Genomic DNA, 14,227 nt, shown 5'->3' with positions numbered 1-14,227 from the left:
ATCCGGCGGGCGCGCGGCAGCCGTGCGCCCGCTGACGTTCCCTGACGCTCCCCGGCGCTGCCCGAGGGCCCCCTGACACCCTCCGGTGCCTAGTGCCCCGGCAACAGTCGGTCGAGGACGACGGCGATGCCGTCGTCCTCGTTCGACAAGGTGACCTCGTCGGCCACCGCCTTGAGCTCGGGATGCGCGTTCGCCATGGCGACGCCGCGGGCGGCCCACTGGAACATGGGGATGTCGTTCGGCATGTCGCCGAAGGCCAGGGCGTGTTCGCGGCGGAGCCCCAGATGTTCGGCGGCCAGCGCCAGCCCGGTCGCCTTGTTGATGCCGCAGGGCTGGAGCTCGACCGTCCCCGGCCCCGACATGGTGACCGTCGCGAGGGAACCGACCACGCTCCGGGCCGCCGCCGCCAGTTCGTCGTCGGACAGCGTGGGATGGCGCAGCAGCACCTTGCTGATGGGCGCGCACCACAGGTCGTCGCGCCGCTCGACCCGCACCGCGGGCAGGGTCGGGTGCGGCATGAGGTACCCGGGCTCGATGAGCGTCAGCCCGTCCACGCCGTCCTGGTCGACTGCGGCATACACCTGCCCGACCTCGGCCTCGATCTTGCCGAGCGCGGTCTCGGCCAGTTCCCGGTCCAGGGTGACCGACCACAGCAGCCGGTGCACCCCGGCGTCGTAGAGCTGCGCGCCCTGCCCGCACACGGCGAGCCCGGCGGTACCCAGGTCGTCGAGCAGCGGGCGCACCCGCGGCACCGGCCGCCCGGTCACCACCAGATGCCGGGCGCCGGCCGCCGCCACCCGGGCGAGCGCGGCGAGGGACCGGTCGGACAGGGTGTCGTCGCCGCGCAGCAGCGTTCCGTCCAGGTCCGTGGCGATGAGGGCATATGCGAGGGGTGCGGCCATGATCAGAGAATACGGATGAGCCGCCCCACCGACTCGATGCGAATCGGACGACCCAGCCGCTCACTGCCGTCCCGGCCGCAACCCCCAACTCCCCTCGCCGCGTCGGCTCTTCACCAGGGGGTCCCGCCGGTTCCGTCGTGGTGCTGCCGCGGCGGCCGAACCTGGTGGTGAGCTGGATCACGACGACCCGCGCGGGCCGCTTCCGCTTCTCGGTTCTTCAGCCGTGGACCCCCCGGTTCTTCAGCCGTGGCTCTCCTCCCGGTCCTTCAGCCGTTGACCCCCTCCCGGTTCTTCAGTCGAGGACCCCTTCCCGATCCTTCAGCCGTGAGCCCCTTCCGGGGCCTTCAGCCGTGAGCCGCGGCCAGGTGTTTGGCCAGCCGCGGGGAGGCGAACTCCGTACCGCACACGAAGCGCATGACCGGGCCGTAGGACGCGGCCGCGGGCAGGCCGGTGAAGTACAGGCCGGGGACGGAGGAGACGTAGCCCGCGCCGAGCTTCGGGGCGCCGCGGCTCACCGCGAGTTCGGTACGCAGTTCGTGGCCGAGGAAGTCCATCGCCGCGATGTCGACGCGGTAGCCGGTCGCCGCGATGACGTGGTCGGCGGTCAGCTCCTGCGTGCTGCCGCCGAGGGTCTGCACGGTCAGCGCCGGGCGGCCGTCCGGGGCCTCGGCGCGGAGGATGCGGGTCACCTCGTGGACGGGCACCTTGCCCTCGAAGCGGTCGCGCAGCCACCAGGCGCCGAGCGGGCCGAGGACCCTGCGGACGAGATAGTGGCGGGTCTGCGCGGGCAGATAGCGGTACGGGTGCGGGTAGTAGCTCAGGGCCCACAGCGACCAGGCGCGGCCGAACGGGGACTCGGGGCGCAGCTTCGGCTGACCCCACGGCGGTGCGCCGAAGGCGACCTTGCCCCGGCCCCGCGAGACCAGCCGCACCTGCGCCCCGGCCTCGGCCGCCAGCGCGGCCGTCTCCAGCGCGGACTGGCCCGCGCCGACGACGATCAGCTCCTGGCCGGCGAACCGGCTGAGGTCGTGGTGCTGGGAGCTGTGCGAGACCGGACCGGTGGACGCGGGGCCGTCCGGCGCCGCTCCGGCCAGCTCCGGCGGCAGGTGGGACAGGCCGAACAGCCCTGTCGCCACCACGACCGCGCGAGCCGTGAACTGCTCGCCGGAGTCCAGCTTCAGGTCGAAACCGCCGCCCGGCCGCCGGTCGGCGGAGACCACCCGCACCCGCTCCAGCTCGGGCACCAGCTTCTGCTGGAACCACTCTCCGTAGGCGATGAAGGTTTCGACCGGGATGATGTCCTCGTCCGTCACCAGCCGCCTGATGCCCGCCGCGGCGCAGTAGTCGCCGAGCGTGTGGCCCTGCTGCGGGGCGTCGATGCTGGAGGCGACCGGAGTCGACTTCAGCAGCATTCCGACGGGCATGTGGTCGCGCCAGCTGACCATGGGCTCGCCGAAGACGCGGACCGGGATGCCGCGCGCTCGCAGATGCGCGGCAGTGGACAGGCCGAACGGCCCGGCACCGATGATTGCTACCGGTTGATTCACGAAGTCCCTCCCCAGGACGTACTGTTCGTCACTTCGTGGGCCGGTTCGGGCGACGGGACCGGCCGTCCGAACTGGTGGTGCCGCGGGTCCGGACGACGGGGCCGCCCGGAGCGGCGGTGTGCCGCAGTTCGGACGACGGTGTGGCCGCCCGGACCCGGTGCGGCGCCGGTTCCAGGCGCTGCCAAGGTCAGCTGCCCGAACCGGTCGTGCTGCCGCGGCGGTTGGTCCGCCACAGCTGATAGAGGTGCTTCGCGCCCGGCCGCACGAAGCGTGCGAGCATCGTGAAGAACGGCAGTGGGTCGTCACCCGCGAGCCAGGCCAGCTCCGTCCCGCTCGGCCGGCCCGGCGCGTGCGGCGTCGTGTAGCCGCTGCGTCGGTAGGCGAGGAGGGCGGGCAGGTCGATGTTCTCCACGATGTACCGGTGGCCGGCCCGCTGTTCCCCCTCCGGAACGGTGCGTCCGGTCAGATCGAGATGCATGGCGCGTACGACGTCCACCCCCGACTCGTTCTCGAAGAGCCGGAACTGGGCGCCCATGCGCGGATTGAAGTCGAGGAGCTTGTACTGTCCGTCGCGCCGGTCGAAGCGCAGGTCGAGGTCGATGATGCCGGCGAAGCCGATCTGTTTGATGAAACGTGCGGCGAGGTCGGCGAGTTCCGGGTTGTCCACGACGTACGCGTTCGCCGTCATGCCCGCGTGCGGCGGCCAGGAGCGGACCTTCACACCGGTGAACATCGCGAGCGGGGTCGAGTCCTGGTCGAAGTAGGCGTGCACGATCCAGTCCTCGGCCTCCTCCCTCGGCAGGTACTCCTGGAGGATCACGCCGGGCCGCTCGCCCCAGTCGCGGGCGAGCGCGAGCAGGCCTTCGCGCGTGGTGATCCTGGTCGTGCCGTTCACGGCCGGCCGGCTGCGCCGTACGAACGCCTCGCGGTTCTTGGCCACCACCGGGAACCTGGCCTTCTCGGCGAAGGTGGCGATGTCGTCGTACGACTGCGGGAACGCGGCGGCCGGGCTCGGGATGCCGTGCTCCACGCACAGTTCGTGCAGGCCCTGCTTGCTGGCCAGACGGCGCGGGAGGCCGGGGGCGACACGCGGAAAGAGGTAGTGACCCTTGAGTTCGTCCTGGTGTTCGGCGATCAGGACGGCGGCCTCCTCGTCGGTGGGGACGAGGACGGCCGGCCGGCCGACGCGGCGGGCGATGCGCAGCAGGCCCTCCACCAGGTGGTCCGCCTCCTCGGTACCCCTGGTCGGCCAGACGAACGCGCGTTTGAGGTAGCGGGAGGAGGCGGCAGGGGTGTAGCGGTCCTCGGTGATCGCGTACATGGGGACGCCCAGCCGGCCCAGGCTGCGGATCGCACCCACTCCGCCGTGATGCAGCGGGTAGTCGCCGAACTTCACGATCAGGCCCGGCACGTCACGGTCGGCCCCGAAAGGCACACTGACGGCATTCCTGGCCACGGGTCCCCCCACGTGTCCCCCCTACGGAGCGGACCCACCCCGTCCGCGTCCCCCAAAGGACGCTAAGCCGGAATTGCCCCCTCCGACAAGACCAATTCGGACATTGCAAACTCTTTAGACACTGCCCAAGAGGGCCGACTCACCCGTAACGTGTGGCCTGGCCACATGGAAATACGGGAAAGGAAGGCAGTACCCCATGCCCCCCTTCGAGGTCCCCGAGGGCGACCCCTTCGGTCCGCACAACCTTCCCTACGGCGTCTTCTCCCGCGCCGGCTCGCCGGAGCGGACCGTCGGCGTCCGGCTCGGCGACCGCGTCCTCGACGCCGGCGCGGCGGCACGGGCGCTGGGCTCGCCCTACGCCTCCCTGCTCGCGCAGCCCACCCTCAACCCGCTCCTGGCCGCGGGCCGTACCGCGTGGTCCGACGTCCGGCGCGCGCTGACGGCGTGGGTGTCGGTGCCGTCCCACCAGGAGACCGTGGCGCCCTTCCTGTACCCGCTGTCCTCGGTCGCCCTGCACCTGCCCTTCGAGGTCGCCGACTACGTCGACTTCTACTCCTCGGAGAACCACGCGCGGAACGTCGGGCACATCTTCCGCCCGGCGGCCGAGGACTCGCTCACCCCCAACTGGAAGCACCTGCCGATCGGTTACCACGGCCGCTCGGGGACGGTCGTCGTGTCGGGCACGGACGTCGTACGGCCCTCGGGACAGCGCAAGGCCCCTACCGACCCCGCCCCGGTCTTCGGGCCGTCGATCCGTCTGGACATCGAGGCGGAGGTCGGCTTCGTGGTGGGCGTGCCGTCACGGCTGGGCACGCCGGTGCCGACGGCCGACTTCCGTGAGCACGTGTTCGGGCTGTGCCTGCTGAACGACTGGTCGGCGCGCGACATCCAGGCCTGGGAGTACGTCCCGCTCGGCCCGTTCCTCGGCAAGTCCTTCGCCACCTCGGTCTCCGCGTGGATCACCCCGCTGGACGCGCTGGAGGAGGCCCGAGTGGCACCGCCGGAGCGCACCCATCCACTGCTGCCGTACCTGGACGACTCCGACGAGGAGCCCTGCGGCTACGACCTGCGGATCTCCGTGGCGATCAATGGGCACGTGGTCTCGGAGCCGCCGTTCTCCACAATGTACTGGACGGCCGCGCAGCAGCTGGCCCACATGACGGTCAACGGCGCCTCCCTGCGCACCGGGGACCTGTACGGCTCTGGAACGGTGAGCGGTCCGGAGCCGGCGCAGCGCGGTTCGCTGCTGGAACTGACCTGGAACGGACGGGACCCACTCGAACTCCCGGACGGAAAGCGGACCTTCCTGGAGGACGGCGACGTGGTGACGCTGACGGCATGGGCACCGGGCCCGGACGGAGTCCGGGTCGGCCTCGGGGAGGTGACGGGGCGGGTCGTGACGGGGTGAGGGGTCAGGCCGGGTGGCGGCGGGCCGGGTTGGGCCGGGTCGTGGCAGGGTGCCGGGTCGGGCCGGGCCCAACCGGTCGTGGCGGGGGGCCGGGTCGGGCCGGGTCCAACCGGTCGTGGCGGCGGGCCGGGTCGGGTCGGTCGTGGCGAGGTGCCGGGTCGGGTCCAACCGGTCGTGGCGGGGTGAGGGGTCGGGTCGGGTCGGGTCGGGTCGGGTCCAACCGGTCGTGGCGGGGTGAGGGGTCGGGCCGGGCCCAACCGGTCGTGGCGGGGTGAGGGGTCGGGTCGGGTCGTGGCGGGGTGCCGGGCCGGGCCGGGTCATGGCGGGCTGCCGGTCGGGGCGCGGCGCGGTGGTGGCTCGGATCCTCGCTCCCCGGCGGCTCAGCTCCTCGCGGCCTGGGCGACACGGGCGGCCGGGGGCGTCGGGGGCGGGCGCGGGTGTGATCGGTTGTCGCATGACCCCTGACTCCCGCCGCCCGCCGCCGTCATACTGACGGCAGGCCGTGCGCGCGCATCGCGTCGTCCGCCCTCACCGCACCACCCGACACCCGCCCCACCTCCGATCAGGATCCGGAGTCCGTGGCATGACCGTGTGCATGCTCCTGCTGAGCGTCGTCGCTCTGACGGCCGCCGTGCCGGTTCCCCGCGCGCTGACCCGGGCCGCCTGGCCCGAGCGGGAGCCCGTGGTCGCGTTGTGGGTGTGGCAGTGCCTGGTCGCCACCGCCCTGCTGTGCTGTCTGGGCGCGCTGGTCCTCGGTGCCGCGGCCGTCTTCCACACCGTCCGCGACCGGGTGTTCGCGCCCGCACCGCCCGCCGTGACCGCCGCGTACGACCTCTCGGCCACGCCACTGTGGGCGGCCGCCCTCACCCTGCTGCTGGCCGGCGGCGCCGGCTGGACCACGGCCATGCTCGCCCGTGAGCTCGCCGAGGCACGCCGGCGCCGGGGCCGGGCCCGCGCCCATCTGCGCGAGCGCGCCCCCGACCTGCCCGCGGGCCTTCCGGCGGCGCGCGGCCCGATGCTCGTGCTGGAGGACGAGTACCCGGACGCCTGGTGGCTGCCGGGTCACCCGCCCCAGCTCATCGTCACCACCGGCGCACTGCACCGCCTCACCGGCCACCAGCTCGACGCCGTCCTCGCCCACGAACGCGGCCACGCCCGCGCCCACCACGACTGGCTGCTGCACCTGTCGACCGCGCTGGCCACCGGCTTTCCGCGCGTCCCGCTGTTCACCCACTTCTGCGACCAGACCCACCGGCTCGTCGAACTGGCGGCGGACGACACGGCCTCCCGCCACCACGGTCATCTGACCACGGCCCTCGCTCTGATCGAGCTCAACCAGCACCGGGGAGTCCTCTCCTGTGCCTCCAGCCACCGTCTGCTCGGCGAGCGTGTCGACCGCCTCCTGGAACCTCCGCCGCGGCTGAACCGCGGGCGGCGCGCCCTCACCACGACCGTGGCGGCGCTGGTGCCGCTGCTGCCGCTGCTGATCGTGTTCGCTCCGGGGCTGACGGCTCTGGGCTGAGCCGAGCGGCACCCTCGCCACGCGGTGAGCGCGCCGCCCGGACAGCGGCAGCTACTGGCAGATCTTGCCCACCCGCCGGGGAATCAGCAGGTCAGAGGGTATCCCCCAACCGCTGGGCCTGGCGCAACACTCCAGCAACACGACTTTCCCTACTGTCTGGGTATGGTTCGAGCCATGCCAGCCGCCGACCGCATCCGGGACCACGCCGCCCAGGGCGCAGCGACCACCGTCGCCGCCCACCGGGCCCGGCGCCGGCTGCGCGCCGACCGGGCCCGGCAACTCGCCGACCTGCTCCGCCGCCAACTGCTCACCGACGCCTTCCCCGACGCCACGCTCCCGCACGAGTCCACCCTGGCCGCCGACTACCGCACCTCCCGCAACACCGTCCGCCAGGCCCTCGACCTCCTGCGCGCCGAAGGTCTCGTGGAACGCCTCCCCGGTGTCGGCACGGTGGTCGTCGCCCAGAAGTATTCGCACGGGCTCGACCGCCTGATGGGTCTCGCGGAAACCCTCCGCGAACACGGCCGCGTCACCAACGAGGTCCGCACCATGGGACCCTCCCCCGCACCCGTCCCGGTCGCCGAACGCCTCCGCGTCCCCGCCGGCGCCGACGTCCTCTACATCGAGCGGCTGCGCCGCCTGAACGGCCTCCCCCTCTCCCTCGACCTCACCTACATCCCCCTCGACATCGGCGCCGACCTGCTCGGCGCCGACCTGGAGAACACCGACGTCTTCCGCCTGCTGGAAGCCGTCACCGGTCAGCCGCTCGGCCACGCCGAGATCACTCTGGAGGCGGTGAACGCGGACACCCACTCCGCCGCCGTGCTCCAGGCCCCACGCGGCGCGGCCGTGCTGATGCTGGAACGTCTCACCCACCTCGCCGACGGCCGCCCGGTGGACCTGGAGTTCATCCGCTTCCGCGGCGACCGCATCGCCATGAACGGCCTGCTGCGCCGAGCCCTCTGACGAGTCCGCGTACCAGGTCCCCGTACCAGGTCCCCGTACCAGGTCCCCGTACCAGGTCCGCTTACCGAGTTCGACCTTCCTGGAGACAGCCATGCCCTTGGCGCCCCAGCGGGCCGATGTGCCCGTGACCATCGACGAGTCGAAGTGCATCGACGGCTGCACGCTCTGTGTGGACATGTGCCCGCTGGACTCCCTCGCGATCGAGGAGAGCAGCGGCAAGGCCTACATGCACGTCGACGAGTGCTGGTACTGCGGCCCGTGCGCGGCCCGCTGTCCCACCGGAGCCGTCACGGTCAACATGCCCTATCTGCTCCGGTGAGAGGCGCGAACCAGCCATGAAACGCACCCCAGTTGCCCTGACCGCGATCGCCGTGCTCCTTCCCCTGTCCGGCTGCGGCGGCACCGCTTCGGCCGGAAGCGACGGCTCCGCGGTCACCGTCACGGTCGGCTACCAGTCCAAGACCATCAACACCGTCACCGCGGGCACCCTGCTGCGCGCACTCGGGGCCTTCGAGAAGGACCTGAACTCCCTCCACGACGGCCATACGTACAAGGTCGTCTGGCAGGACTACGCCACCGGAGCTCCCATCACCGCGCAGATGACCGCGGGGAAGATCGACATCGGTTCGATGGGCGACTTCCCGCTACTGATCAACGCGGCCCGGGGCAGGCAGCTCGGCCGACCCACCCGCCTGGTCTCCGTCACCGGTTACAACCTCCGCGGCGGACTCAACACCATCGTCACATCGCCCGGCTCCAAGCTCACCTCCCTGACGGACCTGAAGGGAAAGAGGGTCTCCACCAGTGTGGGATCGGCGGCCGACGGCACCCTCGTCCGCGCCCTGCAGCGTGCCGGCATCGAAGCCGACAAGGGTGTCGAGAAGCTCAACCAGCAGCCGGCGGTGGGCGCCTCCGCCCTCTCGGCGGGCAGTGTGGACGCCTTGTCACAGTTCGTCGCCTGGCCGGGTCTGCTCACCTACCAGGGCAAGGCGAAGGCCCTCTACGACGGCGCCCAGCTGAACCTCCCCACCTTCCACGGCGTCACGGCCCGCGAGGACTTCGCCGAGAAACACCCCGCCGTCCTCAAGACCTTCCTCAGGGCCCAGGCCGAGGCCACGGACTACCTCAACGCCCACCCCGTCGCCGCCGCCGAGAAGGTCGCGAAGGCCACCGGCCTGCCCGCCGAGGTCGTCTACCTCTACAACGGCGCCCACGGCATCTCCACCTTCGACCCGGCCCTGAGGCCGCAACTGGTGTCCGCCCTGAAGCAGGACGTGTCGATCCTGAAGTCCGCGAAGCTGACCGGCGACATCGACGTGGACTCCTTCGTCGACGACCGGTACGTGAAGCAGGCTCTCGGGTCCACTTACGCGAAGGATCTCGCCGCCACACCCGCGCCCGCCGCGGGCGAGGTGTGGGAGAAGGGTGCCGAGCAGACCCGCAGCTTCAAGTCGCCGAAGGGCCTGTTGGCCTACCTCGCCCGGCACCGGGACGGCATCCGTGCCGCGTACGTCCCCGACACCACCACCGGCACGCTGTGGTTCGCCGACAAGGCGGTGTGGGTCGCCGACGGGACCGGTCTCCTCCCGTTCGTCGCACCGGCGACCGCCCAGGCGTACGTCGGCGGTCACCCGGGCGCCCGTACGGTCACGTACGCCGAAGCGCTGGGACGGGCGTCATGACCCGGCGGGCTGCCCCGACGGGCGGCGTGAGCGGGTGGCCTCCGCGGGCGAGCGGGGCGAGCAGGTGGGCTGCGCGGGCCGGCCGGTACGCGCTGCGGGCCGGGTCGCCGGCCGCCGCCCTCGGTGCGTGGCAGTTGCTGACCAGTCGGCACATCGACCTGTGGCTGCGTTTCTCGCAGTTCCCGACGGTCACCGACGTGGCCCGCGCCTTCGCGGGCCGGCTCACCGGCGCCGACTACTGGACGGACCTGACCGACAGCCTCACCCGTATCCTCACCGGCTTCCTGCTGGCCGCCTTCCTGGGCGTGGCCACGGGCGTGCTCGTGGCCCGCTCGCGGCTCGCCGAGGACCTGCTGGGACCGCTGCTGGAGGTGGTCCGCCCCATCCCGGCGATCGCCCTCGTCCCCGTCGCGATCCTCCTCTTCCCCTCCAACGAACAGGGCATCGTCTTCATCACCTGCGCCGCGGCCTTCTTCCCGGTCCTGGTCTCCACCCGGCACGCCGTCCGCGCGCTGACCCCCGTGTGGGAGGAGGCGGTGCGCACCATGGGTGGGGGAAGGTGGCGGATCCTCGGCTCGGTCGTGCTGCCCGGCGCGCTGCCCGGCATCTTCGGGGGCCTGTCGGTCGGCATCGGGGTCTCGTGGATCTGTGTGATCTCGGCCGAGATGATCTCCGGCCAGTACGGCGTCGGCTACCGCACCTGGCAGGACTACACGGTGGTCGACTACCCGGGTGTCTTCGTCGGCATGGTCACCATCGGGATGCTCGGCTGGCTCACCTCCACGACCGTGGAACTCCTGGGCCGCCGCCTCACCCGCTGGCTCCCCAGCACCTCGTACGTGTCCGGTGCCCGGCCTCGGATCCCCAGGGCCGTCGCCCCGGGATCCCCCGCCTCCGGCACTCTGCCGACGAACACCGGGCACAGGGCCGCCGCACGTGTGAAGCCCGAGTCCGAGAAGACCGGGTCCGAGCACGAGGAGGCGCGCGATGAGCACCTCGTCTGAGACCGAGACGTCCGAGAGCCGGACGGCCGCCGAAGCCGTCGCCGGTCCAGGTACGGGTACCTCCGGGGCCGGCGGCGCACCACGGGCCGGCGCCGCGTCGGCCGGCGCGCGGGCCGGGGCCGGCGGCACACCGCAGGGCGGCGCCGCGTCGGCCGGCGCGCGGCTCGGCCTCACCGGGGTCACCCTCGGCCGACCTGACGCCCCCGTGCTGCACGACGTCGACCTGGACATCGCCCCCGGCGAGATCCTCACCGTCGTGGGCCCGTCCGGTTGCGGCAAGTCGACGCTGCTGCGCACCCTGGCCGGGCTGCTGCCACCGCTCGCCGGGGCGATCACCCAGGACGGCGGCCCGCTGCCCGGCCCGTCCGCCGACCGTGCGCTGGTCTTCCAGGAGGACGCCCTGCTGCCCTGGCGGAGCCTGCGCGCCAACGTCGAACTCCCCCTCGCCATCGGCGGCCTGTCCCGTGCCGACCGCCGTACCCGCGCCCAGTCCTGGCTGGAGCGGGTGGGACTCGCCGGGCAGGCGGGGCAGTTGCCGCACCACGTCTCCGGCGGGCAGCGCCAGCGCGCCCAACTGGCCCGTGCGCTGGCGGGCAGTCCGCGTGCCGTGCTGATGGACGAACCCTTCGGCGCCCTCGACGCCCAGACCCGCGCGGGCATGCAGGACCTGCTGGTGGAGGTGCTGCGCGGCACGGGCGCGACGGTCGTCTTCGTCACGCACGACGTGGACGAGGCGCTGTTCCTCGGTGACCGCGTGGCCCTGCTCGGCACCGGCCGCCTGATCGCCGTGCGCGACGTGCCGCGGCCCCGTGACCGCGCGGCGCACGACGACCCGGCGCGCACGGCGCTGCGCCGTACCGTCCTGACCTCCCTGAGCAGCTGATCCAGCATCCGAAAGGCACCCTGGTGGACACCCCGGACACTCCCGACCGGACCCCTGTGGCGATCCCCGCCCTCAGTGACGCCGAGGAGCTCTCCTGCGACGTCCTCGTCATCGGCGGCGGCACCGCCGGCACCATGGCGGCCCTGACCGCCGCCGAACACGGCGCGGACGTGCTGCTGCTGGAGAAGGCGCACGTGCGGCACTCCGGCGCGCTCGCCATGGGCATGGACGGCGTCAACAACGCGGTCGTCCCCGGCCGCGCCGAGCCCGACGACTACGTCTCCGAGATCACCCGTGCCAACGACGGCATCGTCGACCAGTCCACCGTCCGCCAGACCGCCACCCGCGGCTTCGCCATGGTCCAGCGGCTGGAGTCCTACGGGGTGAAGTTCGAGAAGGACGAGCACGGCGAGTACGCCGTCCGGCAGGTGCACCGCTCCGGCTCCTACGTCCTGCCCATGCCCGAGGGCAAGGACGTGAAGAAGGTCCTGTACCGGCAGCTGCGGCGGCGCGAGATGCGGGAGCGGATCAGAATCGAGAACCGGGTGATGCCGGTGCGCGTGCTGACCGCCGCCGAAGACGGGCGGGCGGTCGGCGCGGTGGGATTCCACACCCGCACCGGCGCGTTCGTCGTCGTCCGCGCGGGAGCGGTGATCCTGGCGACGGGTGCCTGCGGCCGCCTGGGCCTGCCCGCCTCCGGCTACCTCTACGGCACCTACGAGAACCCCACCAACGCGGGCGACGGCTACGCGATGGCCTACCACGCGGGCGCGGAGCTCACCGGCATCGAGTGCTTCCAGATCAACCCGCTGATCAAGGACTACAACGGCCCCGCCTGCGCCTATGTCGCCAACCCTTTCGGCGGCTACCAGGTCAACCGGCACGGCGAACGCTTTGTCGACTCCGACTACTGGTCGGGACAGATGATGGCGGAGTTCGCGGCGGAGGTCGCGAGCGACCGGGGGCCGGTCTACCTGAAGCTGAGCCACCTGCCGGAGGAGTCGATCTCGGCGTTGGAGTCGATCCTGCACTCCACCGAGCGCCCCACCCGCGGCACCTTCCACGCGGGTCGCGGCCACGACTACCGCACCCACGACGTCGAGATGCACATCTCCGAGATCGGCCTGTGCGGCGGCCACTCGGCCTCCGGCGTACGGGTCGACGACCACGCCCGTACGACCGTGCCCCGCCTGTACGCCGCCGGCGACCTGGCCTGCGTCCCGCACAACTACATGATCGGCGCGTTCGTCTTCGGGGAGCTGGCGGGCGAGGACGCGGCACGATACCGCGCCCACGAGGGCGAGTTGCCCGACGACCAGCTGCGCGAGGCGCACGAGTTGATCTACCGCCCCCTGCGCAACCCGGACGGCCCGCCGCAGCCCCAGGTCGAGTACAAGCTGCGCCGCTTCGTGAACGACTACGTGGCTCCGCCGAAGTCCGGCGCCCGGCTGTCCCTGGCGCTGGCGGCCTTCGAACGGATGCGCGCCGAGATCGCGGCCATGGGCGCCCGCACCCCGCACGAGCTCATGCGCTGCGCCGAGGTCACCTTCATCCGCGACTGCGCGGAGATGGCCGCCCGGGCCTCCCTGGCCCGCACGGAGTCCCGCTGGGGCCTCTACCACGACCGTCTCGACCATCCCCACAGCGACGACGTGTCCTGGTTCCACCATCTCGATCTGCACAAGTCCCCCTCCGGTGCGATGGAGTTCACGGCTCGTCCCGTGGCTCCGTATCTGGTGCCGGTGGAGGGCTTCGCCCCCGTGGGCGGTCCCTCCCGGCACCTGGGCGAGGTCCACGCCGAGGACGTGGCCACCGCCGGGTCGCGCGACGCGGCTCCCGCATCGCTCGGCGCCTCGCTCGTCCCCGAGGGCGTCGGCCCGGGTAGGGCCGAGCCGTCCGGTACCGGTCTGCCGGGCCGGGACGCGGAAGCCGCCTCGCGGCTCCTGGAGCTGGTCGCCCTGGCCGACCGGGAGCCGGAACTTCCCGTGCTCCGGCGCTACTTGGCCGACCCCGACGCCGATGTCCGGCGGGCCGCCGTGAGCGTCCTCACCGAGACCGTGCCGACCGGGACCGGTCCCGCCCTCGCCGCCGCACTGCGCGATCCGCACGGTGACGTCCGCGCCGCCGCGGCCGCCTCCCTGCGCGAACTGGTCGAGACCCTGCCGCCCGACCCGGCCCTGCGCGAGGGCCTCACCGACGCCCTGGCCGAGTCGGACCCGGTGGTGCGGGCAGCCGCCCTCGACGTACTGCGCGCCCTGCGCCTGTGCGGCGCCGAGTTGTTCGCCGCGGCCCTCGCCGACGCCGACACCGCCGTCCGTGTCGAGGCGGTGCGCGCCCTGGTGTCGGTGGATGCCGCCGAGCCGATCGCGCGCGCGGCCGGCGACCCCGCTCGCGAGGTGCGCGTCACGGTGGCCAAGGCACTGGCGAACCTCCGCGGCGGCCACCTCGCCGAGGCCGCGCTGGACCGGTTGACCGTGGATGCCGATCCCCTGGTCCGCGGTGCCGCGTTCGCGGCGCTGGCCTCCTCGGACGGGCCGGCCGCGCTGACCGAGCGGGCCGTTGCGGCGCTGGGCGACCCGGCGTGGCAGGTCCGCTCCGGTGCCGCCACCGCTCTGTCCGCCGCGGACCCGGAGGTCGCCGTACCGGCTCTGGCCGAGGCCCTCGCCGACACCAACGCGGACGTCCGCAAGGCGGCCGTCCTCGCCCTGGCCCGGCACAGCGACTCGGAATCCGCCCGCGCCGCGCTCGCCACCGCGACGACGGACACGGACGCGGACGTCAGGGCGTACGCGTCACGCGGCCTGTGACGCGTGACCTGTACCCCGTGGCCTGTGACCCGTGACCCGTGGCGTGTGCC

The 14,227-nt window shown here is 72.8% G+C and carries 11 protein-coding genes; 8 read left to right on the top strand and 3 right to left on the bottom strand.

The window, feature by feature from the left end:
- Window positions 1–89: 89 nt before the first annotated feature.
- The 3 genes from AB0A61_RS03310 to AB0A61_RS03300 all read right to left on the bottom strand — a co-directional run bounded on the left by AB0A61_RS03310 (window position 90) and on the right by AB0A61_RS03300 (window position 3,905).
- On the bottom strand, window positions 90–902 hold the full coding sequence (locus AB0A61_RS03310) for an HAD family hydrolase (RefSeq protein WP_361285317.1): 813 nt from the start codon (window positions 900–902) through the stop codon (window positions 90–92).
- Between the two features lie 344 nt (window positions 903–1,246).
- The gene (locus AB0A61_RS03305; protein WP_361285314.1) at window positions 1,247–2,449 is read right to left on the bottom strand and encodes an FAD-dependent oxidoreductase; all 1,203 of its coding nucleotides are present in this window, start codon (window positions 2,447–2,449) and stop codon (window positions 1,247–1,249) included.
- A gap of 187 nt (window positions 2,450–2,636) precedes the next feature.
- On the bottom strand, window positions 2,637–3,905 hold the full coding sequence (locus AB0A61_RS03300) for an ATP-grasp domain-containing protein (protein ID WP_361285311.1): 1,269 nt from the start codon (window positions 3,903–3,905) through the stop codon (window positions 2,637–2,639).
- A 196-nt stretch (window positions 3,906–4,101) separates the two neighbouring features.
- On the opposite strand from AB0A61_RS03300, the gene fahA reads away from it, so the two are divergent.
- The 8 genes from fahA to AB0A61_RS03260 all read left to right on the top strand — a co-directional run bounded on the left by fahA (window position 4,102) and on the right by AB0A61_RS03260 (window position 14,177).
- The gene (gene fahA / locus AB0A61_RS03295; RefSeq protein ID WP_361285308.1) at window positions 4,102–5,313 is read left to right on the top strand and encodes a fumarylacetoacetase; all 1,212 of its coding nucleotides are present in this window, start codon (window positions 4,102–4,104) and stop codon (window positions 5,311–5,313) included.
- A 583-nt stretch (window positions 5,314–5,896) separates the two neighbouring features.
- Window positions 5,897–6,835 carry a M56 family metallopeptidase gene (locus AB0A61_RS03290; protein WP_361285306.1) on the top strand — a complete coding sequence of 313 codons (939 nt, stop codon included), beginning with the start codon at window positions 5,897–5,899 and terminating at the stop codon, window positions 6,833–6,835.
- A 174-nt stretch (window positions 6,836–7,009) separates the two neighbouring features.
- On the top strand, window positions 7,010–7,801 hold the full coding sequence (locus AB0A61_RS03285; RefSeq protein WP_361285303.1) for a GntR family transcriptional regulator: 792 nt from the start codon (window positions 7,010–7,012) through the stop codon (window positions 7,799–7,801).
- A 91-nt stretch (window positions 7,802–7,892) separates the two neighbouring features.
- Window positions 7,893–8,120, top strand: coding sequence for a ferredoxin family protein (locus AB0A61_RS03280; RefSeq protein ID WP_361285300.1), 228 nt, complete (start codon window positions 7,893–7,895; stop codon window positions 8,118–8,120).
- Between the two features lie 16 nt (window positions 8,121–8,136).
- The gene (locus tag AB0A61_RS03275; protein WP_361285297.1) at window positions 8,137–9,483 is read left to right on the top strand and encodes an ABC transporter substrate-binding protein; all 1,347 of its coding nucleotides are present in this window, start codon (window positions 8,137–8,139) and stop codon (window positions 9,481–9,483) included.
- A 26-nt stretch (window positions 9,484–9,509) separates the two neighbouring features.
- Window positions 9,510–10,487, top strand: a complete 978-nt coding sequence (locus AB0A61_RS03270) for an ABC transporter permease (RefSeq protein ID WP_361285294.1) — start codon at window positions 9,510–9,512, stop codon at window positions 10,485–10,487.
- On the top strand, window positions 10,471–11,370 hold the full coding sequence (locus tag AB0A61_RS03265; protein WP_361285291.1) for an ABC transporter ATP-binding protein: 900 nt from the start codon (window positions 10,471–10,473) through the stop codon (window positions 11,368–11,370). The genes AB0A61_RS03270 and AB0A61_RS03265 overlap by 17 nt, the downstream gene beginning before the upstream one ends.
- A 62-nt stretch (window positions 11,371–11,432) precedes the next feature.
- Window positions 11,433–14,177 (top strand): fumarate reductase/succinate dehydrogenase flavoprotein subunit, encoded by a 2,745-nt coding sequence (locus AB0A61_RS03260; protein ID WP_361286222.1) that lies wholly within the window; start codon window positions 11,433–11,435, stop codon window positions 14,175–14,177.
- Window positions 14,178–14,227 lie beyond the last annotated feature (50 nt).

This window comes from Streptomyces sp. NPDC046197, assembly GCF_040646295.1.
In the GTDB taxonomy this organism is placed as follows: Bacteria; Actinomycetota; Actinomycetes; order Streptomycetales; family Streptomycetaceae; genus Streptomyces.
Note: the sequence above shows the minus strand (reverse complement) of the source record. Positions and strands in the feature narration are given on the sequence as shown.

What these genes read in the sequence shown, in the direction of transcription:
- AB0A61_RS03310 (WP_361285317.1), bottom strand. Translation starts at nt 902, where the DNA reads ATGGCCGCACCCCTCGCATATGCCCTCATCGCCACGGACCTGGACGGA.
- fahA (WP_361285308.1), top strand. Translation starts at nt 4,102, where the DNA reads ATGCCCCCCTTCGAGGTCCCCGAGGGCGACCCCTTCGGTCCGCACAAC.
- AB0A61_RS03290 (WP_361285306.1), top strand. Translation starts at nt 5,897, where the DNA reads ATGACCGTGTGCATGCTCCTGCTGAGCGTCGTCGCTCTGACGGCCGCC.
- AB0A61_RS03285 (WP_361285303.1), top strand. Translation starts at nt 7,010, where the DNA reads ATGCCAGCCGCCGACCGCATCCGGGACCACGCCGCCCAGGGCGCAGCG.
- AB0A61_RS03280 (WP_361285300.1), top strand. Translation starts at nt 7,893, where the DNA reads ATGCCCTTGGCGCCCCAGCGGGCCGATGTGCCCGTGACCATCGACGAG.
- AB0A61_RS03275 (WP_361285297.1), top strand. Translation starts at nt 8,137, where the DNA reads ATGAAACGCACCCCAGTTGCCCTGACCGCGATCGCCGTGCTCCTTCCC.
- AB0A61_RS03265 (WP_361285291.1), top strand. Translation starts at nt 10,471, where the DNA reads ATGAGCACCTCGTCTGAGACCGAGACGTCCGAGAGCCGGACGGCCGCC.